The organism is Streptomyces bugieae (assembly GCF_036352915.1).
Lineage (GTDB): Bacteria > Actinomycetota > Actinomycetes > Streptomycetales > Streptomycetaceae > Streptomyces > Streptomyces endophytica.
This window is the reverse complement of the sequence record NZ_JAZBJP010000029.1, coordinates 77,734-104,354: the sequence shown is the minus strand read 5'-3', so window position 1 is coordinate 104,354 and position 26,621 is coordinate 77,734. Positions and strand designations below refer to the sequence as shown.

The window sequence follows — 26,621 nt, the reverse complement described above, 5'->3', positions numbered from 1 at the left end:
TCACGGGAGGGGACGGGCCGGAGGGGCCGGTTGTGTGGACGTAAAGCGTCAGCAGTCCACACAACCGGCCCCGGAGGCCCGTCACCGCACCCAACAACCACCTGGCCCGCCGCAGGCGCAACGGCGAGACGACCCGCGGCGGGACAGCCAGGTACGTGGGAGGCGCCGCAAAGCGCAACGGCGGGACAGACGGCTACGTACGGGGCACCGCAAAGCGCCACACCCGGAGCCCCGACGCCGGAGCGGCCAAGGCCGCGGAGGCGACCGTGCGGGGGCCGGTGGGGAGATCGCGGACGTAGGCGATGCCGCCGGGGTGGGCCGGGGACGCCGGGATGACGACCTTGCCGTCGCGCGCCTCGCTCAGCGCGTCGATCTCGTCGGCGAGGGCCAGCCCACCCCGGCCGGTCAGCCGCAGGGCCGCCTCCTTGCGGGTCCACAGCTGGGCCAGCCGGTGGGCCCGCCGGTCCTCCGGGGCCTCCTGGACGTAGCGGCGCTCCAACGGGGTGAAGGGCAGCAGCAGTTCGCCGACCGGACCGCGCGGCACGGTGTGGACCGAGAGTGCCACCGGCAGGTCCCTGGTCACGGCGAGGAACTGGCGGCCGGGGTCGGCGGCGACGCCGAGGCAGAGACGCGCGCCCGGAGGCCAGCCGGCCGCGGGCGGGGGTGCGGCGGAGACCGGGCGGCCGAACCCGTCGTGGGTCACCGGAATATCCCGCGGAGAACACTGGAGTAACCGGCCGAGGAATTCCGTCAAACAGGCGGTCTGGCGAATGTCTGCGCCTTCGGGCGAGAATATGTGTAATGCACCGTCGGCTAATTCGTCGGCGCGATCCGGGTGCCAAAACCCCTCGTCACAAGGCGTGTTGGACGTGCCGCCGGGGTCGGCATGACTGAGCGAATGGCCGCTCGGGTGCGCGTCACAGAAAGGCTCGTCCCCCCGCATAGATCCCCTCGCACCATGTCTCCTTTCTGCGGATGGTCAACATCCGAGAAAGCAGTGCACTGAGTCGATTTGATTTACCGTTCGGAGATCCTCAAGGTAACCCTGGTCTATGCCTGCGTCAACAAGCGACGACCGAAAATCAACTCTGGTTTACTCACGGGCATTACCAAATTTCGCCAAGTTGTGCCCGAGGGTCGTGTCGGACGCTCTTCGTCCCGGTCCGTCCGGGACGCCGCCGGTCGGCTCGCGCAGGCCTTGGACCTGCAGGGAAGTCACAACTTCCGTGCGGTGATCGCCAGTTGGCGCACCTGACCAATATTCACATTGACCATCGCTCGGTGCGACAGCGGCGCGCTCCTGCCGGACGGGACCACACGCGGCAGGAGCGCGCGCCGGCCGGGGGGACCCGCGTGGCGTACGCGTTCCCGGGCGGGGCTCAGGACGCCAGCTGCTTCTCGACCCGGAGCACAATGTCCAAAACTCTACGCATGTCCTTCATCTCCTCTTCGGGCAGTGCGATCCCGAAACGCTCCTCGGCGACCACGATCACCTCGGCCATGGCGAGGGAGTCCACGTCCAACTCCTCGACCAGGGACTTCTCTTCGGTCACCTCGGCCGGCACGACACCGGCCACCTCGTGCAGGATCTCGGCGAGCTCGGCAACGATCTCTTCTCGGGTCGGAACGGTCATGACGATCACCTCTCTGTCGGACACGGACGGGAACAGGGGCCCACGGCCGGATGTGCGGCCGGACGGGTGCCGGGCGTACGACACGCGTACGGCCGGGTGGGTGGCCGGGCGTACGGCCGAAGGCGCGGCGCCACGCTGCCGCCCACGCGAGGTGGCGGAGTGCGGCGGACGCCGGCGCGCTTACGTGACACAAGAGTCACTGTTTTGACTATGCTTGACTATTCTAGTCAACTGGAGGTCGGATAGGTTGTCAATGACGACCTATCAAGACCAAGGCCGGACATTGGCGTTGAGTTTTGTCCGGTGACTCTGGAGTCGATGACGAGTCAGACGGAGGCACCGCATGAGCGGTCTGCTCAACGGAAAACAGCTGGTGATCACCGGGGTGATCACCGAAAGCTCGATCGCCTACGCGGTGGCCCGGCTCGCCCAGGAAGAGGGCGCCAAGATCGTCCTCACCGCGTACGGGCGGCCGAGCCTGGTGGCCCGGCTCGCCCGGCGGCTGCCGGAGGAACCTCCCGTCGTGGAGCTGGACGTCACCGACGAGGCGCAGCTCAGCACGCTGGCCGACCGGGTCGGCGCCCACCTGGACGGGCTCGACGGCGTGCTGCACTCGGTCGCCCACGCCCCCGCCACCTGCCTGGACGGCGGCTTCCTGACCGCCCCGTGGCGCGATGTGTCCGCCGCGCTGCACACCTCCACGTACTCCCTGGTGGCACTCACCATGGCCTGCCGGCCACTCCTGCGACCGGGCGCCTCCGTCGTCGGCGTGGACTTCGACGCCTCGCGGGCCTGGCCCGGCTACGACTGGATGGGCGTCGCCAAGGCGGGGCTCGAAGCCTGTTCCCGCTATCTGGCACGGGACCTCGGCGGCCACGGCATCCGCGCCAACCTCGTCGCGGCCGGCCCGCTGCGCACCCTGGCCGCCCGGGGCATCGGCGGCGACGGCCCGTCCTTCGAGAAGGACTGGTCGGCGCGGGCCCCGCTGGGCTGGGACCCGCAGGACGCGGAACCGGTGGCCCGTACCTGCCTGGCCCTGCTCTCGGACTGGCTGCCCGCCACCACCGGCGAGATCGTCCACGCGGACGGCGGCCACCACATGATCGGCGACTGACGCACGATGACGGGCAGAGCGACCCCCGGCCCCACCGGCCCTCCGGCGCCCGGTACCGGCACCGGCACCGATGTCCTCCGCTGCGGCCCGTACGTCCTCGACCGGGCGCGGATCGCCGGGTTCGCCGCCGCGGTCGGTGACCCGCACCCCGCCTACACGGATCCGGTCGCCGCCCGCGCTCTCGGCCACCCCGACACCCTCGCCCCGCCCACCTACCTCGTCACCCTCGCGGCGCACGCCGAGGACCAACTGCTGCGCGCCCGGCCGGACCTGCCCGGCCTCGACGGTGCCGTGCACCGGGCCCAGAGCCTGCGGCACGCCCGCCCCGCGCACGCCGGCGACGTCCTCCACGCGACCGTCCGCCTCGCCGACGTCGCGCACCTCGCCGGCCGCCGGCTCCTCACCCTCGACTGCGCCTTCCACGACGCGGACGGCCTGTGGGTGGCCACCACCACCTCCACCCTGCTGTGCCGCCCCCTCGACCCCACGGGATCGGAGCACCCATGACCGACACCATCGCCCCTCCGGTCGCCGCCGCCCGGCTCGTCGACGGCACCGCGACCCCGCGCGGCGGCACCCCGCCCGACGCCACCGGCGCCCTCGACGGACCGGCGCTCGGCCGCCGGTTGGCGGCCATCGCGCAGGCCCTGCACGGGCTCGGCATCCGCGCCGGCGACCGGGTCCTGGTCCAGGGCGACAACAGCATCGACTACGTCGTGACGCTGCTGGCCCTGATGCGGCTGGACACCTCACTCGTCCCGCTCGACCACCGGCTCTCCGCCGGTGACGCCGCCGCGGCCGCCCGCCAGGCCCGGGTCCGCTGGCTCGTCACCGCCGCGGACCCCACCACCGGCTTCCCCGGCGTCCCCGACCACCGCATCGTCCACTACCCGCACCTCACCCCCGTTCCCTCCTCCGCATCCACATCCTCACCAGCGCCTTTGGCCGCCGGGGCCGACCCCCTCGACGCCTGGTTCCGCCGGTCCGACGCGCTCGTCCTGTGGTCCTCGGGCACCACGGGACGCCCGAAGGGCATCGTCAAACCCGGCCACGCCGTCCTCGACAACTCGCTGCGCACCATCCGGGCCATGGGCTACCGCGCGGACGACGTCCTCGCACCGCTGCTGCCCTTCTCGCACCAGTACGGGCTCTCCGTCATCCTGCTGTGGTGGCTGGCCCGTTGCACCCTGCTGGTCACCCCCTACCAGCGGCTCGACGCGGCGGTCGGCCAGGCCGCCGCGCACGGCGCCACCGCCGTGGACGCCGCACCGTCCACCTACCACTCGCTGCTCGGCGTCGTCCGCCGCCGCCCGGAAGTACGCGCCGGTCTCGCCGGCGTCCGCGTCTGGGGCGTGGGCGGCGCGCCCCTGCCGGCCCCCCTGGCCGAGTCCTTCCGCACGACAATGGGCCGCCCGTTGCTGGACGGCTACGGCCTGACGGAACTCGGCAACGTCGCACTGGCCACGCCGGACTCACCGCACGGCTGCGGGCGCCCCCTGCCCGGCGTGCGGCTGCGCGTGGTGCGCCCGGACGGCACCGTTGCCGCGCCCGGCGAACTCGGCGGCATCGAGGTGCGCTCCCCCGGGCTGATGGCCGGCTACCTCCGCGAGGACGGCTCACTTGGTCCCGTCGACCAGGACGCCTGGTACCCGACGGCCGATCTCGGCAGCGTCGACGCCGACGGCACGGTGCGGGTGGTGGGCCGCAATCAGGCCGTGCACCGGCTGGGCTTCACGCTCTATCCCGAGAGCCTGGAGCGCCGTGCCGAGGCCTGCGGCCGCCCGGTCAAGGTCCTGGCGGTGGAAGACCAACGCCGCGGCAGCGCACTGCACTTCGTCGTCGCGGACCCGGAGGGCGATGCTCCGCTCACCTGGCGCCGGCGCCTGGCCGAGCACCTCGCGGAGTACGAACAGCCCAACGTGGTCCATGTCGTCGACCACTTCCCCCTCACCGCCAACGGAAAGCCGGACGCGCGCGCGTTGCGTGCTCAGCTGGGATTGGGGTCCTGAAGGGGACGAACTCTCAAGTCTTTTGGTGTTGTTCAGCCAGGGATTCAGCTAGGGATTCGGCTAGGGATTCAGCTAGCGATGGTGCGCTTCACGTCGTGTGATGGCGAGGTGTCCGCGTCTCGCCGTCTGGTCTGCGTCTCGTCTTGCCTGCGTCTCGTCGTCGGGTCTGCGTCCCGTCTCGTCGGCGCGGAGCTGTCACGCGCCGTCCCGCCCATGTCAGGGCCGGCGGGCCTGGCCAGTGGAAATGCTCGCGCGGAACTGCCGCTGCCCGGCTCAGACCGTACGGGCGGGGTGCGCACGGCGACGGGCGGCCGGGATGGCCGCGGGACGCGGGTTCACGCTGCCGGCGGTCTGCGGGGCGGCCCCGGCGGAGGCGGTGGGCAGCGGCTCGGTGCCACGGATGCAGCGGCTGCGCAGACCGGGCGAGGCCCCGTGCGCCTCGGCGTGGATGCGCTGCTTGATGGTGGGCGGCAGCTCGGGCCGGGCGAGCATCGGCCGGGCGGGCGCGGCCTGGCCGTACCGCGTCACCGTGCGCGGAGCCGGCACCGTGGGTCCCTCGACGACCGGTGTCTCCAGGGCGGGCGTCTTTGCCGCGGGTGTCGGGGCAGCCGGTGCCGCCGCGACGGGTGTCCCTGGTGTAGGGGTATCCGCGTCCGGGCCGTCCGCGCCCCGCGGCTCGGTGCCCGCGTCCGCGTTGCCCAGCGTCCGCTCGTAGAGCGCGGCCTCCCGGCGCGCCGCCGACGCCGGCGCGGAGACACCCAGCGATGCCAGCAGCTTGCCGAGCACGGCAAGGCACATCGCCCAGAACGTCATGACCTTGTTCGCAGCCATGGCTCCTCACTTCCGATCAGGATCTCCCGAGAGATCCGCTTGCTTCCCTCTGTACTTCGGTTGGACTGCCTCAGTTGCAGCGTTCCGCTCGCATCGCTTACGTTGCGCCGCTTCTGTTGCGTTTTCTTATGATGAGTACGCAATGAGAGGATTTACGGACCGACGCCCCCGGGTCGGCGTTCTTCCGATGAACACCACCCGTACGCAGTAGCCACCGCGGGTGCGCGCCGCGGATTCCCGGGTTATGGCGGGTCGCGGGCAGGCCGGGGGCGGGGAGCCCGCAGGCCGAAGGGGGGAGCCCGCGGACCGGAGGGGGCCGGGATTCGGCCCGGGATTCAGGCCGGGATTCAGGCCGGGGTGACCGGGTGCGGCGCTCCCGTGCGGGCCATCTCCGCCATCATGCGGACGGCCTCGGGCTCGGGGGTGGCCGGCGGGATGATCTGCAGGTCCCAGCGGCCGTTGCCGGTGGAGACCAGGCAGAGGGTGTCCGGCCCGTGGTGGCCGGTGGTGCGGCGCAGGCGGACGACGTGGCCGTCGACGATGATCCGGGCCGGCAGGGCGGGCCAGGCGTCGCCGTTCACGGTGGCGTGGGTGATCCGCGGCCAGTCGAAGGGCAACGCCATCAGCAACGCGGGGAGTTCGGCCAGCAGATCGGTCGCATGCGGCCACCAGATCCCGTCGATGCGCCGGACCGTCTCGCTGTGCGGGGCGATGGCGACCCGGGCGACGGGCGGCGGGGCGTGGTGCTGCCCGGCGGTCGTCACAGGTCGCCGCCCGTCTTGCCGGAGGGCGGCGGGGTGGGTGGCGGTGGGCCGGCCAGGGGGCCCTGGTGGGAGGCGTCGCGCGGGCGCCTGCGGATCCGCTGCCGCATCGACTGCTTCCAGTCCGCGTACCGGTGGGTGGACATCCGTCCGATCTGCTGGGCATTCAGCCGGGCGAGGAACAGCGCCCCCAGCGCGATCAGCGCCAGCAGCACGACCACGGTCAACAGAGTCTGCATGGTGCTCACCTCACTCGGGCGAACCGCGGCAGATCGGTGGACGGCGGACGGTCTGTGCGCGGCAGACGGTCGGTGGATCGCGGCCGATCCTGGTGCGCCCGGTGTTGTGGGTCCCCGAGTCCCTTGGTGCTTTTACGGTACCCCGCACGGGCCCGGCGCATCCCTCCTCAGCAGGTGAAAGGCCCTGTGCGCTCGGTAATCGGGCCGGAGGAACTCGATCTTCGACCCCAGGAATCCGACCTCTCGCGGGACCTCGGGGCAGGCGGGCGCCGGACCTCCCCCTCCGCCCTCCCGGACCTCCCCGCGCCCGTCTCCGCACCTCAGGCGCCGACGGGTGCCGGCGTCTAAGATGCCCGTCGTCCCGGCCGGCGGGACACCCCGCGCGATGGGAGGCGACGGCATGGGCCAGAAGCCCTTCGGGACGGCGCCGGACGCCGGGGGAGCCGGCCGCCGGCGCGGGCAGGGCCAGCTGGAGTCCCAGGTGCTGGCCGCGCTGCACCACGCACCGGGGCCGGTCACCGCCGCCTGGGTGCAGGAGCGGCTCGGCGGCGACCTCGCGTACACGACCGTGATGACGATCCTGTCGCGGCTGCACGCCAAGCAGGCCGTCACCCGCGAACGCTCCGGGCGGGCCTACGTGTGGACCCCGGCCGCCGACGAGGCCGGGCTCGCGGCGCTGCGGATGCGCCGGGTCCTGGACGGCGAACCGGACCGGGACGCGGTCCTCACCAGCTTCGTCTCCGCCCTCTCGCCCCACGACGAGCAATTGCTGCGCACCCTCCTCGACCGCGCCGCGGACGACTCCTCCGACGAGGACGGGACGGACATTCCGCAGGGGACCGCCCACCCGGACGAAGCCCGCGGAGCCTGACCGGTGGGCGTCTTCGTGTTCCTGCCGCTGGTCCTGCCGCTCACCGCGCTGCCGATCGCCCGGCTCGCGGAGCAGCACCTCCACCCGCGCGCCAGCACCCGTCTGCTGAGCCTGCTCGCCGCCGTCCTCGGGCTGTGCAGCACGCTCTGCCTGGGGCTGCTGATGGTCGTCGGCACGGCCCAGCTGCCCGGCAACCCGCTGCCCGACGGCTGGTCGGACCCCGAGGTGCGGGCCGCCGTCCCGTACGCCGAGGTCGCCGGCGCCGCCGCGATCCCGCTGCTGGCCGCCGCGCTCACCGGCTGCGGCACCGCGCTGCTGCGGCACCGGCGGATCCGGGACCGTACGCACCGCGCGCTGGACGGGCTGCCGGCCGGCGCCGACCCGGCGGTGCTGCCCGACGACGAGCCGTACGCCTATGCCGTGCCCGGCACCGCCGGCCGCCCCGGCCGGATCGCGGTCTCCCGGGGCATGCTGCGCAGCCTGGACGAGGACGAGCGGCGCGCCCTGTTCGCGCACGAGCGTGCCCACCTCGCCTGCCGGCACCACCGCTACCTGCTCGCCGTGCGCCTCGCCGGCTGCGTCAACCCGCTGCTGCTGCCGCTGCGTTCCGCGGTCGCCTTCGCCGCCGAGCGCTGGGCGGACGAGGAGGCCGCGCGGGAGGTCGGCGACCGGCGGCTGACCGCCCGGGCGGTGGGCAAGGCGGCGCTGGTCACCCGCGCCGCGCCGGCTCCGGGGACGGCGCACTTCGCGGCCCCCGAACCGGGTCCGGTGCCGCGCCGGGTGGCCGCGCTGCTCGGTCCCGTGCCGCCGGCCCGGCACTGGCCCCCGGCGCTGACCCGGGCCGGCCTCGCCGCGCTGGTGGCGGCCGCGGGCACCGCGGCCTCCGCGCTCTCCGCGCTCAACGCGGCGGTGGCGCTGTTCCTCGTCCTGAAGGCGGCGACACCGCTCTGAGGGACGACCGTTCACGGGGACGCCGCTCCGAGCGACCGGAGCCCCGCGGGGAGCCGTCGGGGTCCGTTGTGCCGTTCCGGGGGCGGCGGGCCCGCACGGCGGGCACACTGTTCGGATCTGGTCCGGCGCCGCTCCCGTCCCCCTCGTCGACGTTCTTCTACACCCATGTAGAACTTGCCGGTAGAGTTGCCCGCACACATGCGCAACGGGCGTGTCCGGAGGGGGAGATGGCGACGAGGTGCGGACTCCTGAGCCGGGACTGCCCGCCTCCAGAGGCGGAGGTGCGATGGGTCTACCAGCCGGTGGAGGTCCAATACCCGGACGACACCTGGGTCTTGGGCCGGATCAGCGGCTGGTGGACGGACGCCGCGGGCGAGGTGTGGTGCCGGCTGCGTACGCTGCCCGGCGGCGACGGCCCCCGCTGGTGCCACTACGACCCGGAATCCGTCCGGCTGTTGCCCAGCGCGGGCATCTGACCGACCGCCCCCGCACCGGCCCGTCCGGCCGGTGCCGCCGTCACCCTCCCGGCCACCCCGGCCCGCGACTTTGGCGTCCCGTGCAACCTTCGGGGCGCCCGAACCATCTGCTTCAGCAGACCGGCGCACTCCTCGTACCGAGTGCGCCCGGCACGAGCAGTTCGACCAGCACCACCCCCCGACCAGCAGAACCAGCAGCAGGACCGGCAGGAGCGGCCTTCCCGGCAGGAACGGCTTCCCGGCGGGTCCGGCGCGATCAGAAGAGCCAGAAGGGCCATCCGCGTGCATGACAGGCAGCCGCACCAGCAGACGGCCCCCTGGGACGACGACGCGACCACCGACGCCACGCCCCACGCCTCCCCCGACGGGCCCGGACGCCGGTCCGGCGGCTCCCGCAGGGCGAACCGGGCGAAGCAGTCGGGCCGGAGGAGCGCGTCAGGAGGGAAGGTCCGGATGACCCGACGCGGCCGAATCGTGGCCTGGACCGGCGGGGTGCTCGGCGTCCTGGTGCTCGGCACGGCCGGGGTCGGGGCGTGGGTCTACCAGCACCTGGACAGCAACATCCACGGCGTGGACATCGGCATCGACGGCAAGCGGCCGGTCAACCTCAGCCCCGGCTCCAAGAACATCCTGGTCGTCGGGTCCGACAGCCGGGCCGGCGCCAACGCCAAATACGGCAAGGGCCTGACCACCATGCAGTCGGACACCCTGATGGTGCTGCACATCGCGGCCAACCATAAGTGGGCCACCGCGGTGTCTTTCCCCCGTGACTCATGGGTGCAGATCCCCGCCTGCACCCGCGGCAACGGCTCGAAGTCGTCCCCGCACCACTTCAAGATCAACGAGGCGTTCTCGATCGGCGGTGACTCCGGCAGCGTCACCAAGGCCGCGGCCTGCACCATCAAGACCGTCGAGAAGAACACCGGACTGCGGATCGACCACTTCACCTCGATCGACTTCCAGGGCTTCAAGGGGATGGTCAACGCGCTCGGCGGCATCGAGGTCTGCCCCAAGCACGCCATCCACGACAAGAAGGCCCACCTGGACATGGACGCCGGCTGCCAGAACGTCCAGGACGAGAAGGCGCTCGGCTACGTCCGCACCCGCTACAGCGTCGGCGACGGCTCCGACCTCGGCCGTATCGGCCGCCAGCAGGAGTTCATGAAGGCGCTGGCCGCGAAGGCGCAGTCCAAGCTGACCAGCCCGGGCGACCTCTACGGCTTCCTGGACTCGGCGACCAAGTCCCTCACCACCGACAAGGAGCTGGCCGGCCTCAAGCCGCTCTACGACCTGGCCTCGACGGTCAAGGACATCCCCTCCGACCGCCTCACCTTCCTGACCGTGCCCAACTACTACCGCGAGGCCGACGTCCCCACCGACCACGCCAATGTGATCTGGCAGTACCCGCAGGCCGGGCAGTTGTTCAGCGACCTCGCCCACGACCGCGAGATCGGCGCGGCCGGCAAGGCGAAGTTCGCCGAGGCCGCCAAGAGCCCGATGACCGCCCGCTCCGTGCGGGTACGCGTCCTCAACGGCACCGGCACCTCCGGCCAGGCCGCCACCGCCGCCGAACAGCTGCGGCGGCTCGGCTTCACGGTCATCGGCACCGGCAACGCCCCGGCGACGGACAAGACCACGCTCACCTACTCCGGCTCCCTCAAGCCGCAGAGCGAGATCCTCGCCGCCCGCCTCCCGGGCCTGAAGCCGACCCAGGCCGCCGACGCGACACCGGACGCGGTGACGCTCACCATCGGCCCGGACTTCACGGCGCTGATGGGCGGCTAGCCACGCGGCGGGGGCCACGGTGGGTGGCGCGGCGGCCGACCAGCCACGCCGCCACGGCCCCGGTCAGCACCCCGGCCGTGTGCCGGCCGATCGCCCGGTGGACGAGCAGCGCGGCGACGACGAGCAGGAGGGTGAGCGCCGCCATCACGGCGCGGTGCGTGGCGGAGGGCATACCGGCGCACCCTACGGCGCGCACGGCACACCGTGCCAGAGCAGCACGGTGTGCCCGAGCCGCGCGGTGCGCGCCCGAGCCCCGTGTTTTCCGTGCGCCTCAGCCCCGCGTGCTCCTCACGCCTGCAGCCGCTCCACCGGCCGGGCGGTGTGCACCTCGATGTCGTGCGCCGCCCGCTGCAGCAGCTGGTGGCTGAGGTCCGACATCGCCCGGGCCACGGCCAACTCGTCGCCGATGGCCGGGACGTTCTCGTCCGCGGGATTGCAGCGCGCCGAGCCCTGGCCGACCATCTGGCCGCCTTCCTTGCCGCGCAGCCTGGCCTCCGCCCGGACCTCGCTGCCGGTCTCGGTGATGCTGATCTCGGTGTTCCATGTCTTCGTGGCAGTCACCGGAAGCCTCCTCATCCGCCCGTACGCAGCACATGAACCGCCCCCACGAAAATCGTCGCACCGGGGCCCGCGGGTCGCACCTGCAGTTTTCTGCACCCCGACCCTCGGGTTTTCCCCATGGTGCGCGCCCTCGCCGCCGCCTTAACGTTTTTCCTCGCGGCCGTCCGGCGGCCCGCCTCTTTCGACCGCTTCCGCCCACCAACTGCCGTTCGCACCGGGGGACTTGATGCCGCACCGCCACCACGACCGCACCCGCCTCCCCCGCCGCACCCTCGCGGCCGCCGCGGCGGCCGTCGTCGGGGTGTGCGGCATCGCCGCCTGCGGGCTGCTGCCCGGGAAGACGTTCGAGGACGACGCCGTGGTGTCGAAGAGGATCACGGCCGTCCGCCTGGACACCCACTCGGGCGGCGTCACGGTCCGCGGCGGCAAGAACGGCGACGCGGTGTCGCTGCACCGCTCGGTGGAGTACCACGGTGACCGCCCACAAGGGGCGACGCACCGGGTCGAGGACGGGGTGCTGGTGCTCGGCGGCTGCGGCGACGAGTGCTCGGTGACGTACACGATCGACCTCACCCCGGCCCGGCCGCAGCACGTCCGGGCGAAGACCTCCAACGGCTCGGTCACCGTACGGATGCCGAAGGGCAGCTACGACATCTCCGCGGACACCAGCAACGGCGCGAAACACATCGGCCTGGCCGACGACCCCGAGGGCCGCTACCGGCTGATCCTGAGCACCTCGAACGGGGACATCACCGCGAAGGCGGCGTGACCGGCCGGTGCCCCGGCCGGTCACCGGGCACTACTCCTCGCCCTCCAGCTCGCCCTCGGTCTCCAGGAAGACGTCGCGCAGCGCGGCCAGGGTCTCCGCGTCCGGCTTCTCCCACATGCCGCGGGACTCGGCCTCCAGGAGGCGTTCGGCGATGCCGTGCAGGGCCCAGGGGTTGGCGTCCTGGAGGAAGGCGCGGTTCTCGGGGTCGAGGACGTAGGTCTGGGCGAGCTTGTCGTACATCCAGTCGGCGACCACGCCCGTGGTGGCGTCGTAGCCGAAGAGGTAGTCCACGGTGGCGGCGAGTTCGAAGGCGCCCTTGTAGCCGTGGCGGCGCATCGCCTCGATCCAGCGGGGGTTGACGACCCGGGCGCGGAAGACCCGGGAGGTCTCCTCGACCAGCGAGCGGGTGCGGACGGTCTCCGGGCGGGTGGAGTCGCCGATGTAGGCGGCCGGGGCCCGGCCGCCGCGCAGCGCCTTCACCGTCGCCACCATGCCGCCGTGGTACTGGAAGTAGTCGTCGGAGTCGGCGATGTCGTGTTCGCGGGTGTCGGTGTTCTTGGCGGCGACCGCGATCCGCTTGTACGCGGCCTCCATCTCGTCCCGGGCCGGGCGGCCTTCGAGGCCGCGGCCGTACGCGTAGCCGCCCCAGACGGTGTAGACCTCGGCGAGGTCGGCGTCGGTGCGCCAGTCGCGGGAGTCGATCAGCTGGAGCAGGCCGGCGCCGTAGGTGCCCGGGCGGGAGCCGAAGATGCGGGTGGTGGCCCGCCGTTCGTCGCCGTGGGCGGCCAGGTCGGCCTGGGTGTGGGCGCGGACGAAGTTGTCCTCGGCCGGCTCGTCCAGGCCGGCGGCGAGCCGTACCGCGTCGTCCAGCAGGCCGGTGACGTGCGGGAAGGCGTCGCGGAAGAAGCCGGAGATGCGCAGCGTGACGTCGATGCGGGGGCGGCCGAGTTCGGTGAGCGGAATGGCTTCGAGGCCCGTGACGCGGCGGGAGGCGTCGTCCCACACGGGACGGACGCCGAGCAGCGCCAGTGCCTCGGCCACGTCGTCGCCGCTGGTCCGCATGGCGCTGGTGCCCCACAGGGACAGGCCGACGGACTGCGGCCAGTCGCCGTTGTCGGTGCGGTAGCGCTCCAGCAGCGAGTCGGCGAGGGCCTGGCCGGTCTCCCAGGCGAGCCGGGAGGGCACGGCCTTGGGGTCGACGGAGTAGAAGTTGCGACCCGTCGGCAGCACGTTGACCAGACCGCGCAGCGGCGAGCCGGACGGGCCGGCCGGGACGAAGCCACCGTTCAGGGCGTGCACCGCGTGGTCGATCTCGTCGGTGGTGGCGGCGAGCCGCGGGACGACCTGGCGGGCGGCGAAGTCGAGGATGTCGGCGACCTGCGGGCCGTGGCCGGCGGCCACGCCGGGCACCGCGGCCGGGTCCCAGCCGGCGTCCTCCATCGCCTGGACCAGGGCGCGGGCCCGGGCCTCGGCCTCGTCGGCGGTGGTGCGGGTCGCGGCGGACTCGTCGAGGCCGAGGGCCTCGCGCAGGCCGGGCAGGGCGGAGGTGCCGCCCCAGATCTGGCGGGCGCGGAGGATGGCCAGGACGAGGTTGACCCGCGCCTCGCCGGCCGGGGCTGCGCCGAGCACGTGCAGGCCGTCGCGGATCTGGGCGTCCTTGACCTCGCACAGCCAGCCGTCGACGTGCAGCAGGAAGTCGTCGAAGCCGTCGTCGTCCGGGCGCTCCGCAAGGCCCAGGTCGTGGTCGAGCTTGGCGGCCTGGATGAGCGTCCAGATCTGGGCGCGGATGGCCGGGAGCTTGGCCGGGTCCATGGAGGAGATCTGCGCGTACTCGTCGAGCAGCTGCTCCAGGCGCGCGATGTCGCCGTAGGAGTCGGCGCGGGCCATCGGCGGGACGAGGTGGTCGACGAGGGTGGCGTGCACCCGGCGCTTGGCCTGGGTGCCCTCGCCGGGGTCGTTGACCAGGAAGGGGTAGACGAGCGGGAGGTCGCCGAGGGCCGCGTCCGGGCCGCAGGCGGCGGACAGGCCGGCGTTCTTGCCGGGCAGCCACTCCAGGTTGCCGTGCTTGCCGAGGTGGACCATGGCGTCCGCGCCGAACCCGCCGTCCTCGCGGGACGCGGCGATCCAGCGGTAGGCGGCGAGGTAGTGGTGGGACGGCGGCAGATCGGGGTCGTGGTAGATCGCGATCGGGTTCTCGCCGAAGCCGCGCGGCGGCTGGATGAGGACCAGCAGATTGCCGCGACGCAGCGCGGCGAGCACGATGTCGCCGTCGGGGTTGTGGGTGCGGTCCACGAACATCTCGCCCGGCGGCGGCCCCCAGTGCTGCTCCACCGACGTGCGCAGCTCCTGCGGGAGGGTGGCGTACCAGCGCTTGTAGTCGGCGGCCGGGATGCGGACCGGGTTGCGGGCCAGCTGCTCCTCGGTGAGCCACTCCTGGTCGTGGCCGCCGGCCTCGATGAGGGCGTAGATCAGCTCGTCGCCGTCACCGGATTCGAGGCCCGGGACGGGCTCGGCGCTCTCGTCGCCGAAGTCGTAGCCGTCCGCGCGCAGCCGCCGCAGCAGTTCCACGGCGGAGGCCGGGGTGTCCAGCCCGACGGCGTTGCCGATCCGGGAGTGCTTGGTGGGGTAGGCCGAGAGCACCAGCGCGAGGCGCTTGTCGGCGTTGCGGAGGTGGCGCAGCCGGGCGTGGCGTACGGCGATGCCGGCGACCCGGGCGGCGCGCTCGGGGTCGGCGACGTAGACCGGCAGGCCGTCCTCGTCGACCTCCTTGAAGGAGAACGGCACGGTGATCAGCCGGCCGTCGAACTCCGGGACGGCGATCTGCGAGGCGGCGTCGAGCGGCGAGAGGCCCTCGTCGTTCTCCTCCCAGGCGCTGCGCGGCCCGGTCAGGCACAGCGCCTGGAGGATCGGGACGTCCAGCGCGGCCAGCGCGCCGGCGTCCCAGGACTCGTCGTCACCGCCGGCGCCGGCCTCGGCGGGCCTGGTGCCGCCGGCGGCGAGGACGGTGGTGACGATGGCGTCGGTGGTCCGCAGCGCGTCGATGAGTTCGGCCTCGGGGGCGCGCAGCGAGGCGACGTACAGGGGGAGCGGGCGGCCGCCGGCCGTCTCGATCTGCGCGCACAGTTCGTGCACGAAGCCGGTGTTGCCGCTCATGTGGTGGGCGCGGTAGTAGAGCACCGCCACGACCGGGCCGGTGCCGTCGGCGGCCGGGCGCTCCAGGCGGCCCCAGGTGGGGGCGGGCACCGGCGGTTCGAAGCCGTGGCCGGTGAGCAGCACGGTGTCGGAGAGGAAGCGCGCGAGCTGTTCGAGGTTCGCCGGACCGCCGTGCGCGAGGTAGGCGTGCGCCTCGGCCGCGATGCCGACCGGGACCGTGGACTGCTCCATGAGCTGGGCGTCCGGGGCCTGTTCGCCGGTGAGGACGACCACCGGCCGGTGCTGGCCCTCGGCGAGCAGCAGGTCGAGGCCCTCCTGCCAGGCGCGGATGCCGCCGAGGAGGCGCACGACGACGAGGTCGGTGCCGTCGAGCAGACCGGGCAGCTCGGTGCCGTCGAGGCGGGCGGGGTTGGCGAGCCGGTACGCCACCGGGCCGGTGGCCGCGCGGGCACTGAGCAGGTCGGTGTCGGAGGTCGACAGCAGCAGGATTCGGGGGGCCGCGGGGTGGTCCCCGGACGAATGCAGCATGCGAGCGCTGGCCTTCCTCGGGGTGTCCGCGCCCCGGGTGGTCGTAAGGACGGCGGGAGTTCCTGACTCACCCGGCTCCGGCCGGGTTCACAGTGGCGGGACCGCGCCGGATTCTCACCGGGCTTCCTCCCTCGGGCCCGAGGGCCCGGCGCCGTCGCTGGCGTCCGACGGGTCAGCCGACCCGCCGACCTGCATAGTAAGGGCTGCGGGCGACGGAGGTAAGCGGGCCTTTGCGGGGGCGGTGCGCGGCCGCGGGCGGGGGTTTCGGTACGTCCGGTACGCGGGGCTCCGTCACCCGTGCCGCGGTGGCCGGATTCGTCCGCTTCATGGCTGGATCCGCCCCGGATCGGTCGCGCACCGTCGTAGGTATGCTCGCCGCCATGCCGCCCTCCCCCTCACCACGGCCCCGACGGGCCGAGCCGCCCGTACGGGCCCGCGGTGACGCCTGCCCGGGAGCGCTGCGGCTGCATCCGGCCGCCGACGGCCATCTGGCCCGAGTGCGCATCCCCGCAGGAGATTTGACGGTCCATCAGGCCCGCGCGCTGGCCGATGCCGCGGACCTGCTCGGCGACGGCCGGCTGTCCCTGACCTCGCGCGGCAACGTCGAGCTGCGCGGCCTGCCGGACGGCTGCGGCGGCCGCCTCGCCGGGCTGCTGCACGACGCCGGCCTGCTGCCCTCCGAACGCCACGAACGCATCCGCAACATCCTCGCCTCCCCGCTGGCCGGACTGGACCGCAACACCCCCGCTGACGTGCGCCGGTGGGCCCGACGGCTGGACGCGCTGCTGTGCGCGAGCGACTCCGCGACCGCGCTCTCCGGCCGTTTCCTGTTCGTCCTGGACGACGGACGGGGCGATGTGGCGGCGCTCGGCGGCGATGTGACGTTGATCGCAGAATCGGGCATCACGGGTGCGACGGGGTCCGGCGGCGGGGCGCTGCTGCGGGTCGGCGACGACCCGGCGGCGCTGCGGATCGCCGGTCCGGACGCACCGCGCGCGGCGCTGGCCGCCGCCGAGACGTTCCTGGCCGCCGCGGCGGCCGGCGGCACCGGCGCCTGGCGGGTGCGCGAACTCCCGGACGGCCACCGGCTGTCCGCGCGGGACCTGGCGGAGGCGCTGCGTGCGGCCGGCATCGAGGCGACGTACGTGGCTGACGGGGCCGGGGCGTCGTACGTGACGGAGGGCGCGGGGGCGTCGTACGTGGCGGAAGGCGCCGGGGTGCGGGCCGCAACGCCCGGCGGCCCGGTGACCGGATACGCGGACTCCTCCGCCCCCGGCATCGTCGAGGGCCGCGACGGGCGGCGCGCGCTCTCCGTACTGGCACCGCTCGGCAGGCTGTCGGTGGCCCAGTGGCGGCTGCTCGCCTCCGTCGCGGCCGACGACGGATCCGGCGAACTCCGCCTCACCCCGTGGCGCGGCATCGTCGTCCCCGGCCTGCCGGCCGCCGCGGCCGCGCCCCGCCTCCGCGAACTGGCCGCCGCCGGCCTGGTCACCGACCCGTCCTCCCCCTGGCACCGCATCGGCGCCTGCACCGGCCGCCCCGGCTGTGCCAAGTCCCGCACCGACGTCCGTGCGGACGTGACGGCGGCGGTCGAGGCGGGCGAGGCGGGCACACCGCTGCCGCGGGGCGTACCCCTGCCGGCCGGCGCCGCACCGCTGCCGGCCGACGCCGCATCCCTGCCGGTCGACGCCGCGCCGCTGCCCGTCCACTGGTCCGGCTGCGAGCGCCGCTGCGGGCACCCGCACGGGAGCTGGATCGACGTGCTGGCGACCGAGGCGGGCTACCGGGTCGCGGTCGTCGGCCCGGAGGCAACACCCGCCACACCCACCACGCCGAAGACGACACCAACCGCACCACCCGCAACACCAGGAACGCCAGAAACGAGGCCAGAGTGACCGCGTTCGACTACGAGAAGGACGGTGCGGAGATCTACCGCCAGTCCTTCGCCACCATCCGGGCCGAGGCGGACCTCTCCGGCCTGCCCGCCGACGTCAGCCGGGTCGCGGTCCGGATGATCCACGCCTGCGGCATGGTCGACCTCGTACGCGATCTGGCCTTCACCCCCGGCGTGGTGGCCGCCGCCCGCAAGGCGCTGCACGACGGCGCGCCGATCCTCTGCGACGCCAATATGGTCGCCAGCGGGGTGACCCGCAAGCGGCTGCCGGCCGGCAACGAGGTGCTCTGCACGCTGGCCGACCCCGCGGTGCCGGACCTGGCCGCCCGTATGGGCACCACCCGCAGCGCCGCGGCCCTGGAACTGTGGCGGGACCGCATGGAGGGCGCCGTCGTCGCGTTCGGCAACGCCCCGACCGCCCTCTTCCGGTTCCTCGAAATGATCGAGGAGGGCGCGCCCCGCCCGGCCGCCGTGATCGGCATACCCGTCGGCTTCATCGGCGCGGCGGAGTCCAAGGACGCCCTGATCGCCCATCCGTCGGAGCTGGACCACATCGTGGTGCGCGGACGGCGCGGCGGCAGCGCCATGGCCGCGGCCGCCCTCAACGCCCTGGCAAGCGAGGAAGAGTGAGCGTGAGCGAGCAGCAGGAAACCGGCACCGGCACGGGGACCACCGGCCGTCTCTACGGCGTGGGCCTCGGCCCCGGCGACCCGTCCCTGATGACCGTACGGGCCGTCGAGGTCATCGCCGAGGCCGACGTCATCGCCTACCACAGCGCCCGCCACGGCCGCTCGATCGCGCGCTCCATAGCCGCCCGGCACCTGCGCGCCGACCACATCGAGGAGCCGCTGGTCTACCCGGTCACCACCGAGTCGACCGACCACCCCGGCGGCTACCGCGGTGCGCTCGACGAGTTCTACGAGGAGGCCGCGGCGCGCCTCGCCGCACACCTCGACGCCGGCCGCACGGTGGCGGTCATCTCCGAGGGCGACCCGCTCTTCTACGGCTCCTACCAGCACATGCACAAGCGGCTCGCGCACCGCTACCCGACCGAGGTGATCCCCGGCGTCACCTCGATCAGTGCCGCCGCGGCCCGCCTGGGCAAGCCGCTCGCGGAGGCCGACGAGGTCCTGACGATCCTCCCCGGCACGCTGCCCGAGGAGGAACTGACCGCCCGTCTGGCCTCGACCGACACCGCCGTGGTCATGAAGCTGGGCCGCACCTTCCCGACCGTCCGCCGCGCCATGGAACGCGCCGGCCGCCTCGACGAGGCGCAGTACGTCGAGCGCGCGACGATGGCGGGCGAGCGCACCGCCGACCTCGCCGCCATCGACTCGGACACGGTCCCCTACTTCTCCGTCACGGTCGTCCCCAGCCGCATCGCGGCCCGGTCCGTGGCGCCGCCCGAGGCCCCGGCGGCCGAACGGGAGGCGGGCGAGGTCGGCGAGGTGGTCGTCGTGGGCACCGGCCCGGCGGGCCCCCTCTGGCTCACCCCCGAGTCCCGCGGCGCCCTCGCCGCCGCCGAGGACCTGGTCGGCTACACCACCTACCTGGACCGCGTTCCGCTGCGCCCCGGCCAGCGCCGCCACGCCTCGGACAACAAGGTCGAGTCGGAACGCGCCGAACTCGCCCTGGACCTGGCCCGACGCGGCCGGAAGGTCGCCGTGGTCTCCGGCGGCGACCCCGGCATCTTCGCCATGGCCACCGCCGTCCTGGAGGTCGCCGCCCAGGACCCGTACCGCTCGATCCCCGTACGCGTCCTGCCGGGCGTCACCGCCGCCAACGCCGCGGCGGCCCGCGCCGGCGCCCCCCTCGGCCACGACTACGCGGTCATCTCCCTCTCCGACCGCCTGAAGCCCTGGGAGGTCATCGCCGAACGCCTGCACGCCGCGGCCTCCGCCGACCTGGCCCTCGCGCTGTACAACCCCGGCTCCCGCAGCCGCACCTGGCAGGTCGGCAAGGCCCGCGAACTCCTCCTGGAACACCGCGCCCCGGACACCCCGGTCATCCTCGCCCGCGACATCGGCGGCCCCGAGGAATCCGTCCACACCGTCCCGTTGGCCGACCTCGACCCCACCCAGGTCGACATGCGCACCCTCCTGATCATCGGCTCCTCCCAGACCCAGGCGGTACGCCGCGGGGACGGTACGCAGGTGGTGTGGACGCCGCGGAGGTATCCGGAGAAGTAGCCCGGCGCGAGCGGGTGGCATGACTCCCTGGGAGCCCAGCGGTCATGCCGCCTGCCGGCAGACCGGACAGCGGTCCGTCCCGTCCCACTCCTCCCAGCCGAAGGTCGCGGGTGCGAGGAAGCGTCCCTCCAGTTCCTCACGCACTGCCACGCGGTAGGCCCAGACCGCTTCGAGGTAGGGGTGGTAGACGTCGTGGAAGGCGCGCGAGCCGAGTCCGGCGCCTTCCGCCACGGCTCGCTGGAGCGCCCGTAGCCGCTCGAACATGGCCTGTCCCGCGCCGGCGACGGCGGTGCTCGCGTCGATGAACAGCCGCTCGCGCACCTCGTGGATCCCGGCGTCGGTCAACGCCGCCCGCGCGGCGGATTCGGTCTCCGCCCCGTCACCCGTTCCCTGCGCGATCTGCCGAAGCCGCGCGTGGCAGACCCCGGCGGCGGAGATGAACTCGATGTAGACGACCCGCCGCCGCTCCGCACTGCTACGGGCCTTCTCGTGACGTTGCTTGAGCTGATCCGCGAGCACGGTCCCGGAAATGGCGATCAGACCACCACTCACGGTCGCGACGAGAGTCCCCCAGTCCACGCGTCCCCCTTCACGTTCACCGTGTCCCCGTGGTCAGCAGTCCTCCACCAACTGCGCGATGAATGATGCCGAATCGGGCGGCGACAGCGCCATGTCACGGAGCCGCTCGTAGGAGACCCGGTACCTGGTCACCTTGGCCGGGTCTTCCACCATTCCACCGGACTTGCTGCCCTCCAGATAGGCCACGGAAGTGCCGTCCGGCATCCACAGAAGCGAGAGGTGCCCGCCTACCAGGTCGTGGTCACCCGCGGCCAGCAGAAGCACTTGAACGGTGATGTTCCGTTGCTCTGAGGCCGTCAAGATATGGCTCAGCTGCTCACGCCAGACGACGCGGTCCGCTGCCGGTCGCCGCAGTGCAGACTCATCGATGATGAAGCGAACGCTGAGGGGCGGATCCCGCCGCAGCACCGCCTGCCTGCCGAGCCGAGCGGCGACCCGTTCATCCAACACCTCGGGACTTGGGGGCATCGGGGCGGACGACATCAGCGCCCGGGCGTACCCCTCGGTCTGCAGGAGACCGGGGATGCCGAGCGAATACTTGTGCGTGACCACGGCGGTCGCCTCACGCTGCATGAATGCCTGGTATTTGTCCTTGAAGGCATCCCACTGTGCAAGCTTCCACAGTTCGGCAAGCAGCCCGCCCGTGTCGTAGATCGCGTCAAGCGCTTCCATCACGGCCAATTTCGACAGCCGTTCGCCGTTCTCCAAACGGTTCAGATACGTGCGGTCGTAATTCGTATCGCTGGCTAACTGGGCAAGCGACTTTCCGGATGCTTCTCGTAGCCGCCGGAGTTGCCCGGCGAGCACCTGGCGGGCCAGGTCCGATTCATCGAAACATAGTTCGACCATCTCCAGCTCCCCTCTGTTGTCGGGCACGGGGACAACGTCGACCGCCTGTTGCGCCCGGCGTCCGGCCGCAACTCTAGGGCCGTACAAGAGCGCCGGTAGCCCAGTCGGGACGAGAACGGAGAAGGTTGATGGCCTTGGCGAAACACGGTTCGGCAGCGGCGACGATCAGGGATGCGCAGGAGGCCCGTGATGAACTCCGAGCAGCATTGAAGGCGGCCGGGATCACCCTGCCGTCACTGTCCCTGGACGGGGTCTCGCTGGCGGGAGACTTTCCGCGACCACTCGTGGATCTGGGGCGCTGCGCTCCGGTAGTCGCGCGTCAACTGGCGGAAAGGCTGCGGAAGTGCGGTTCGTGATCGGACATGCGGCCGGGCCCGATTCGCCGGACAAGCCGAGCGGTGAGGACGGAAAGCCGGAATCCACAGAGCGCCTTGAGGAGTTGGCGAAACGCGTCCGGGAGGCGAATCGCCTCAGCGCGCGCCGGCCCCGCTGAAAAGGCGCCGGAGCCATTCCGCCGCCTCGTCCGGATCCACCGCTTCCGGTACGCCCTCCGGCGTCGGAGGCCGGCGTACGACCACGACCGGAATTCCCGCCTCCCGGGCCGCGGCCAATTTGGGGGCGGTGGCCGCCGCGCCGCTGTCCTTGGTGACGAGGACGTCGATGCGGTGGGTACGGAGGAGTTCGCGCTCGCCCTCCAGGGTGAAGGGGCCGCGGTCGAGGAGCACCGCCATCCGGGGCGGGTGCGGGGGCTCGGGGGCGTCCACGGAGCGGACGAGGAACCAGAGGTCGGTGAGGTGGGAGAAGTGGGCCAGGCCCATGCGGCCGGTGGTGAGGAAGATGCGGGACCCGAGGGCGGGGAGGGCCGCCGCGGCCTCCTCCAGGGAGGCGACCTGGTGCCAGGTGTCGTCGGGGCCCGGTACCCAGCCGGGACGGCGGAGCGCCAGCAGGGGAACATGGGCGGTGGCGGCCGCCTCGGCCGCGTTGAAACTGATCGTGCCGGCGAAAGGATGGGTGGCGTCGATGAGCGCGTCCACCGCGTGCTCGCGCAGCCAGCGGGCGAGGCCGTCGGGGCCGCCGAACCCGCCGATGCGCACCTCCCCGTCGGGCAGGCGCGGGGCGGCGACCCGGCCGGCGAGCGACGACGTCACGCGCAGCGCCGGCTCCGCCGTCAGGGTCGCAGCCAGGCGGCGGGCCTCGGTCGTACCGCCGAGGATCAGTACGTGGCGTGGCGGGCGTGCTGCGTCGGACATGGGATGTGGGTTCCTCCGTGGGTGAAGCGCAACCGCAGGGTACGGGGCCGGGCAACGGGCAGGCCGCGGGAGGGCGGAGTGCGCAGCTGGCGCACACCGGGCTGCGGCACGGGTGGACGACCGGTGCCTGTGCGACGGCGGCGAGCACGGCCGCGTACACCGCGCTGCTGAGCGGCGAGTTCCCGGACCCGGTGACGATCACCCTGCCGAAGGGACAGACGCCGTCGTTCGCGCTGGCGGTGGAGGAGCTGGACGCCGGGTCCGGCAGCGCCATGGCCGGGGTGGTCAAGGACGCGGGGGACGATCCGGACGTGACGCACGGGGCGTTGATCCGGGCGCGGGTGCGGAAGCTGCCGCCCGGGTCCGGCGTGGTGTTCAAGGCCGGGCCGGGCGTGGGGACCGTGACCCGTCCCGGGCTGCCGCTGGACGTCGGCGAGCCGGCGATCAACCCCGTACCGCGGCAGATGATGCGGGAGCACCTGACCGAAGTGGCCCGGAGCCACGGCGGCGCCGCGGAACCCGGCGCGGAAGCCGATGTCGAGGTCGAGATCTCCGTCGATCACGGCGAGGAGATCGCCCGGAGTACGTGGAACCCGCGGCTGGGCATCCTGGGCGGGCTGTCGATCCTGGGGACCACCGGGATCGTGGTCCCGTATTCCTGCTCGGCGTGGATCGATTCCATCCGGCGTGGGGTGGATGTGGCGCGTGCGGCGGGGCGTACGCACGTGGCGGGGTGTACGGGATCGACCTCGGAGAAGGTCGCGGTCGCGCTGCACCATCTGCCCGAGGACGCCCTGCTGGACATGGGGGACTTCGCGGGGGCGGTGCTCAAGTACGTGCGGCGGCACCCGGTGGAACGGCTCACGATCTGCGGCGGGTTCGCCAAGCTGTCCAAACTGGCGGCCGGGCATCTGGATCTGCACTCGGCGCGGTCCCAGGTGGACAAGGGTTTCCTCGCGGAGCTGGCCCGGCAGGGCGGGGCCGACGAGGCGCTGGCGGAGGCGGTGGCCGGGGCCAACACCGGGCTGGCCGCGCTGCAGTTGTGCGCGGCGGCCGGGGTGCCGCTGGGCGATCTGGTGGCGGCGCGGGCGCGGGACGAGTCGCTGGCCGTGTTGCGCGGGGCGCCGGTGGCCGTCGACGTGATCTGCATCGACCGGGCGGGGCTGGTGGTGGGCCGGGCGGAGCCGCGGGGGCCCGGGGCCGGCGGCAGGCGCCGCTGACGCCGGCCGAGGGCCCCTCGGCTTACGCCCGTGGCCTTCAGTGCCGGGCTCGGAGGACGTCCTTCCGCCCCGTCTGGGCGGCGTCGCGGAAGCGGTAACCCATGCGGTCCCCCACGCAGTCGGGGCCGTTGGTCAGGCTGCCCAGGGCCGTGCCGAGGGCGCAGGTGGCGAGCCGTAGGGGGCTCTCGCGCATCCAGTCCGTGCGGTACCGGCGCTCGCTGGTCCGGCCGTAGTCGCGCAGGCCCGTGCTGTCGTGCGTCCGGGCCGCCGTGTCGGTGCTGCCGCCGACCGGTGCGGGGTCGGTCTTCGGCCGGGCGGCCGTCTGGTGGGCCGGGGCGTCGGCGACGGCGACGGTGCCGCCGGCGAGGGTGAGCAGGGCTGCGGCGGCGACGGATCCGGCGGCCAGTCTCGTGCGGGTGCGGGTGCGCATCGTGGGTGCTCCTTTGCTCGGGTGCCGCGGGCTTCCCTTGGTCCGCGCGTGTCCACGTTCCTTACCGGTCCCCGAAGGACCGGTAACGGACATTCACCCCGATGCGGTCATATGATCAGTCAGACGCCCGATCAGTGGGCGTGCGCCCCCGCATCACTCCGCGTCAGATGCCGTACGCCCGCCCGGGATGGCCCCCGGCGCGCCGTCGCACGGCCCGTGCGGCCGTTCGCGGTCCGCCGAGTACAGATGGCTGTCGCGGAACTGCTCGGCGCCCAGCGTGCGGCCGACCATGATGACCGCCGTACGGACCACGCCCGCGGCCTTCACCTGGTCCGCGATGTCGGCGAGGGTGCCGCGCAGGACGAGTTCGTCGGGGCGGGAGGCCATGGCGACGACGGCGGCCGGGCAGTCGGCGCCGTAGTGGGGCAGGAGTTCGGCGACGACCCGGTCGACGTACATCGCCGCGAGGTGGAGCACCAGCAGTGCGCCGCTGCGGCCGAGGGTGGCGAGGTCCTCGCCCTCGGGCATCGGGGTGGCGCGCTGGGCGACACGGGTGAGGATGACGGTCTGGCCGACGGTGGGCACGGTCAGTTCGCGCTTGAGCGCGGCGGCCGCGGCGGCGAACGCGGGGACGCCCGGCACGACCTCGTACGGCACGCCGGCCGCGTCCAGGCGGCGCATCTGCTCGGCGACGGCGCTGAAGACGGACGGGTCGCCGGAGTGCAGCCGGGCGACGTCGTGGCCCTCCTCGTGGGCGCGGACCATCTCGGCGGTGATGGTGTCGAGGTCCAGCTGCGCGGTGTCGATGAGCCGGGCGCCGGGCGGGCACTCGGCGAGCAGTTCGCGCGGCACCAGGCTGCCGGCGTAGAGACAGACCCCGCAGGACGCGAGCGTGCGGGCGCCGCGGACGGTGATCAGGTCGGCGGCGCCGGGGCCGGCACCGATGAAGTGGACGGTCATGGTCGTTCGGTCTCCTGGGGAGGCGGGCGGTACGGGGAGGGGGGCCGCGGGGTCACGACCGGTCTTCCGGCGGTTTGACCGCCGCCCACTGGGTCACCGGCATCGCCTGCCGCCAGCCCGTGAAGCCGCCGACCGGGACGGCGTGGGCGACCGCCAGCCGCACGAGGTCGCCGCCGTGCCGCCGGTACCGGTCGGCGAGCAGCGCCTCGGACTCCAGCGTCACGGTGTTCGCGACGATCCGGCCGCCCGGGGGCAGCGCCTCCCAGCACGCGTCCAGCAGACCGGGGGCGGTCAGCCCGCCGCCGATGAACACCGCGTCCGGGGTGGGGAGGCCGGCCAGCGCGGCGGGCGCGGGGCCGTGCACGACCTGCAGCGCCGGGACGCCGAGGGTGCGCGCGTTGCGGCCGATCCGTTCGGCCCGTACCGGGTCGCGTTCGACGCTGACGGCGCGGCAACTACGGTGCGCGCGCAGCCACTCGACGGCGATGGAGCCGGAGCCGCCGCCGACGTCCCAGAGGAGTTCGCCGGGGGCGGGGGCCAGCGCGGCGAGGGTGGCGGCGCGGACGTGGCGCTTGGTGAGCTGGCCGTCGTGCTCGTAGGCGGTGTCGGGGAGGCCGGGCACGGTGGAGAGCGGCGCGGTGCCGGGCTCCCGGACGCAGTCCAGCGCGATGACGTTGAGCGGGTCGGCCGGCGCGTCCCACTCGGCGGCCACCCCCTGCGTCAACTGCTCGCGCTCACCGCCGAGTTGCTCCAGTACGCGCATCCGGCTCGGCCCGAAACCGTGCGCGCGCAGGAGGGCGGCGACCTCGGCGGGGGTGCCGGCGCCGGCGGACAGGACGAGCAGCCGGTGGCCGTCGTACAGCGCGCGGGCCAGGTTCTCGACGGGCCGTCCGACGAGCGTGACGACCTCGGTCTCCTCGACCGGCCAGCCGAGGCGGGCGCACGCGTAGGAGACGGAGGAGGGGTGGGGCAGCACCCGCAGCCGGTGCCCGGCGCCGCTCTCCGCCAGCACCTCGGTCAGCGTCCGCCCGATCCCGTAGAACATCGGGTCACCGCTGGCCAGTACGCACACCCGGCGTCCGGCGTGCGCGGCGAGCAGCCCGGGGACGGCGGGGCGCAGCGGCGACGGCCAGGTGACGCGGTCACCGGGGCACTCCCCGCCGGGCAGCAGCGCGAGCTGACGCGCACCGCCGATGACCACCTCGGCCGCCCGCAGCACCCGCCGCGCGGCCCCGGACAGCCCCTCCCAGCCGTCGGCTCCGATACCGACGACGGTGAGGTGCTCGGAACCGGACGGTGCGGATGGTGCGGGGCTCACTGCCGTCTACCTCTTGCCTCTCGCCTCGGGACCTTCGAGCGCGTGTCGTACGGGAGCGGAAACTCTACTGACCGGGGTGGGGCGGGCGTGGGGCCGGGCCGGGCGGGCGGCCGGACCGGACGGTCGGGGTCCGTTCGCGCCGTCTCGCCGGGGCGCCGTCTCACCGCTCTGACCAGGCACGATACGCCGTTCGACGGTAATGACAACGGTCACCGGTGCAGCCTTTGGATCTTTTGCCGAAGTGCTGTTT

The 26,621-nt window shown here is 73.4% G+C and carries 26 protein-coding genes and 1 riboswitch; of the genes, 12 read left to right on the top strand and 14 right to left on the bottom strand.

The window, feature by feature from the left end; translation table 11 throughout:
• Positions 1 to 193: 193 nt before the first annotated feature.
• Positions 194 to 703, bottom strand: coding sequence for a 4'-phosphopantetheinyl transferase superfamily protein (locus V2J85_RS31325; RefSeq protein ID WP_330823478.1), 510 nt, complete (start codon positions 701 to 703; stop codon positions 194 to 196).
• 676 nt (positions 704 to 1,379) lie between these two features.
• Complete coding sequence (locus V2J85_RS31320) at positions 1,380 to 1,634, bottom strand: acyl carrier protein (protein WP_261956818.1); 255 nt, start codon at positions 1,632 to 1,634, stop codon at positions 1,380 to 1,382.
• Between the two features lie 343 nt (positions 1,635 to 1,977).
• Here V2J85_RS31320 and fabI point away from each other — a divergent pair, with 343 nt between their 5' ends.
• From fabI to V2J85_RS31305, 3 genes are read left to right on the top strand one after another with little or no spacing between them, the layout of a single operon-like run.
• Positions 1,978 to 2,748: an enoyl-ACP reductase FabI gene (gene fabI / locus V2J85_RS31315; protein WP_261956817.1), complete on the top strand. Its 771-nt coding sequence runs from the start codon at positions 1,978 to 1,980 to the stop codon at positions 2,746 to 2,748.
• Positions 2,749 to 2,754: 6 nt separating this feature from the next.
• Positions 2,755 to 3,255 carry a MaoC family dehydratase gene (locus tag V2J85_RS31310; protein ID WP_261956816.1) on the top strand — a complete coding sequence of 167 codons (501 nt, stop codon included), beginning with the start codon at positions 2,755 to 2,757 and terminating at the stop codon, positions 3,253 to 3,255.
• Positions 3,252 to 4,757 carry a class I adenylate-forming enzyme family protein gene (locus V2J85_RS31305; RefSeq protein ID WP_330823476.1) on the top strand — a complete coding sequence of 502 codons (1,506 nt, stop codon included), beginning with the start codon at positions 3,252 to 3,254 and terminating at the stop codon, positions 4,755 to 4,757. The genes V2J85_RS31310 and V2J85_RS31305 overlap by 4 nt, the downstream gene beginning before the upstream one ends.
• 273 nt (positions 4,758 to 5,030) lie before the next feature.
• Here V2J85_RS31305 and V2J85_RS31300 read toward each other — a convergent pair whose 3' ends face one another.
• From V2J85_RS31300 to V2J85_RS31290, 3 genes are all read right to left on the bottom strand, one after another.
• Positions 5,031 to 5,588: a DUF6344 domain-containing protein gene (locus V2J85_RS31300; protein ID WP_330823474.1), complete on the bottom strand. Its 558-nt coding sequence runs from the start codon at positions 5,586 to 5,588 to the stop codon at positions 5,031 to 5,033.
• 347 nt (positions 5,589 to 5,935) lie between these two features.
• Positions 5,936 to 6,352 carry a DUF5994 family protein gene (locus V2J85_RS31295; protein WP_261956813.1) on the bottom strand — a complete coding sequence of 139 codons (417 nt, stop codon included), beginning with the start codon at positions 6,350 to 6,352 and terminating at the stop codon, positions 5,936 to 5,938.
• Entirely contained in the window at positions 6,349 to 6,588 is a 240-nt protein-coding gene (locus V2J85_RS31290; RefSeq protein ID WP_261956812.1) for a hypothetical protein, read from the bottom strand. Before V2J85_RS31290 ends, V2J85_RS31295 begins: the two co-directional genes overlap by 4 nt.
• A 400-nt stretch (positions 6,589 to 6,988) precedes the next feature.
• On the opposite strand from V2J85_RS31290, the gene V2J85_RS31285 reads away from it, so the two are divergent.
• The 4 genes from V2J85_RS31285 (at position 6,989) to V2J85_RS31270 (ending at position 10,671) form a co-directional block, all read left to right on the top strand.
• Positions 6,989 to 7,459, top strand: coding sequence for a BlaI/MecI/CopY family transcriptional regulator (locus V2J85_RS31285; RefSeq protein ID WP_261956811.1), 471 nt, complete (start codon positions 6,989 to 6,991; stop codon positions 7,457 to 7,459).
• A 3-nt stretch (positions 7,460 to 7,462) separates the two neighbouring features.
• Complete coding sequence (locus V2J85_RS31280; protein WP_261956810.1) at positions 7,463 to 8,410, top strand: M56 family metallopeptidase; 948 nt, start codon at positions 7,463 to 7,465, stop codon at positions 8,408 to 8,410.
• A 281-nt stretch (positions 8,411 to 8,691) separates the two neighbouring features.
• Positions 8,692 to 8,886 carry a hypothetical protein gene (locus tag V2J85_RS31275; RefSeq protein WP_261956809.1) on the top strand — a complete coding sequence of 65 codons (195 nt, stop codon included), beginning with the start codon at positions 8,692 to 8,694 and terminating at the stop codon, positions 8,884 to 8,886.
• Between the two features lie 453 nt (positions 8,887 to 9,339).
• Positions 9,340 to 10,671 carry an LCP family protein gene (locus V2J85_RS31270; protein WP_261957538.1) on the top strand — a complete coding sequence of 444 codons (1,332 nt, stop codon included), beginning with the start codon at positions 9,340 to 9,342 and terminating at the stop codon, positions 10,669 to 10,671.
• Here V2J85_RS31270 and V2J85_RS31265 read toward each other — a convergent pair.
• Both V2J85_RS31265 and V2J85_RS31260 read right to left on the bottom strand, forming a co-directional pair.
• Complete coding sequence (locus tag V2J85_RS31265) at positions 10,649 to 10,843, bottom strand: hypothetical protein (RefSeq protein WP_330823472.1); 195 nt, start codon at positions 10,841 to 10,843, stop codon at positions 10,649 to 10,651. The genes V2J85_RS31270 and V2J85_RS31265 overlap by 23 nt on opposite strands.
• A 116-nt stretch (positions 10,844 to 10,959) precedes the next feature.
• Complete coding sequence (locus V2J85_RS31260) at positions 10,960 to 11,232, bottom strand: DUF1876 domain-containing protein (RefSeq protein WP_261956808.1); 273 nt, start codon at positions 11,230 to 11,232, stop codon at positions 10,960 to 10,962.
• A gap of 226 nt (positions 11,233 to 11,458) precedes the next feature.
• On the opposite strand from V2J85_RS31260, the gene V2J85_RS31255 reads away from it, so the two are divergent.
• On the top strand, positions 11,459 to 12,001 hold the full coding sequence (locus tag V2J85_RS31255; protein ID WP_330823471.1) for a DUF4097 family beta strand repeat-containing protein: 543 nt from the start codon (positions 11,459 to 11,461) through the stop codon (positions 11,999 to 12,001).
• Positions 12,002 to 12,031: 30 nt separating this feature from the next.
• On the opposite strand, the gene cobN is transcribed toward V2J85_RS31255, so the two are convergent.
• The gene (cobN, locus tag V2J85_RS31250) at positions 12,032 to 15,682 is read right to left on the bottom strand and encodes a cobaltochelatase subunit CobN (RefSeq protein WP_330823470.1); all 3,651 of its coding nucleotides are present in this window, start codon (positions 15,680 to 15,682) and stop codon (positions 12,032 to 12,034) included.
• Between the two features lie 37 nt (positions 15,683 to 15,719).
• A riboswitch (cobalamin riboswitch) is annotated at positions 15,720 to 15,847 on the bottom strand.
• 215 nt (positions 15,848 to 16,062) lie between these two features.
• Here cobN and V2J85_RS31245 point away from each other — a divergent pair.
• From V2J85_RS31245 to V2J85_RS31235, 3 genes are read left to right on the top strand one after another with little or no spacing between them, the layout of a single operon-like run.
• Positions 16,063 to 17,577, top strand: coding sequence for a cobalamin biosynthesis protein CobG (locus V2J85_RS31245; protein WP_330823469.1), 1,515 nt, complete (start codon positions 16,063 to 16,065; stop codon positions 17,575 to 17,577).
• The gene (locus V2J85_RS31240) at positions 17,574 to 18,206 is read left to right on the top strand and encodes a precorrin-8X methylmutase (RefSeq protein ID WP_330823468.1); all 633 of its coding nucleotides are present in this window, start codon (positions 17,574 to 17,576) and stop codon (positions 18,204 to 18,206) included. Before V2J85_RS31245 ends, V2J85_RS31240 begins: the two co-directional genes overlap by 4 nt.
• Entirely contained in the window at positions 18,203 to 19,765 is a 1,563-nt protein-coding gene (locus V2J85_RS31235; RefSeq protein ID WP_330823466.1) for a precorrin-2 C(20)-methyltransferase, read from the top strand. The genes V2J85_RS31240 and V2J85_RS31235 overlap by 4 nt, the downstream gene beginning before the upstream one ends.
• 42 nt (positions 19,766 to 19,807) lie before the next feature.
• On the opposite strand, the gene V2J85_RS31230 is transcribed toward V2J85_RS31235, so the two are convergent.
• From V2J85_RS31230 to V2J85_RS31215, 3 genes are all read right to left on the bottom strand, one after another.
• Entirely contained in the window at positions 19,808 to 20,344 is a 537-nt protein-coding gene (locus tag V2J85_RS31230) for a CchlQ (protein ID WP_330823464.1), read from the bottom strand.
• 33 nt (positions 20,345 to 20,377) lie between these two features.
• Entirely contained in the window at positions 20,378 to 21,220 is an 843-nt protein-coding gene (locus tag V2J85_RS31225) for a helix-turn-helix domain-containing protein (RefSeq protein WP_330823462.1), read from the bottom strand.
• Between the two features lie 443 nt (positions 21,221 to 21,663).
• A complete protein-coding gene (locus V2J85_RS31215) occupies positions 21,664 to 22,443 on the bottom strand; it encodes a cobalt-precorrin-6A reductase (RefSeq protein WP_330823460.1) in 780 nt (259 codons plus the stop codon).
• A gap of 17 nt (positions 22,444 to 22,460) precedes the next feature.
• Here V2J85_RS31215 and V2J85_RS31210 point away from each other — a divergent pair, with 17 nt between their 5' ends.
• Complete coding sequence (locus tag V2J85_RS31210) at positions 22,461 to 23,663, top strand: cobalt-precorrin-5B (C(1))-methyltransferase (protein WP_261956796.1); 1,203 nt, start codon at positions 22,461 to 22,463, stop codon at positions 23,661 to 23,663.
• A gap of 37 nt (positions 23,664 to 23,700) precedes the next feature.
• On the opposite strand, the gene V2J85_RS31205 is transcribed toward V2J85_RS31210, so the two are convergent.
• The 3 genes from V2J85_RS31205 to cbiE form a co-directional block, all read right to left on the bottom strand.
• Entirely contained in the window at positions 23,701 to 24,093 is a 393-nt protein-coding gene (locus tag V2J85_RS31205; RefSeq protein ID WP_261956795.1) for a hypothetical protein, read from the bottom strand.
• A gap of 153 nt (positions 24,094 to 24,246) precedes the next feature.
• A complete protein-coding gene (gene cobM / locus V2J85_RS31200; RefSeq protein WP_330823457.1) occupies positions 24,247 to 25,053 on the bottom strand; it encodes a precorrin-4 C(11)-methyltransferase in 807 nt (268 codons plus the stop codon).
• 52 nt (positions 25,054 to 25,105) lie between these two features.
• A complete protein-coding gene (gene cbiE, locus V2J85_RS31195) occupies positions 25,106 to 26,371 on the bottom strand; it encodes a precorrin-6y C5,15-methyltransferase (decarboxylating) subunit CbiE (protein ID WP_330823456.1) in 1,266 nt (421 codons plus the stop codon).
• Between the last annotated feature and the right edge of the window lie 250 nt (positions 26,372 to 26,621).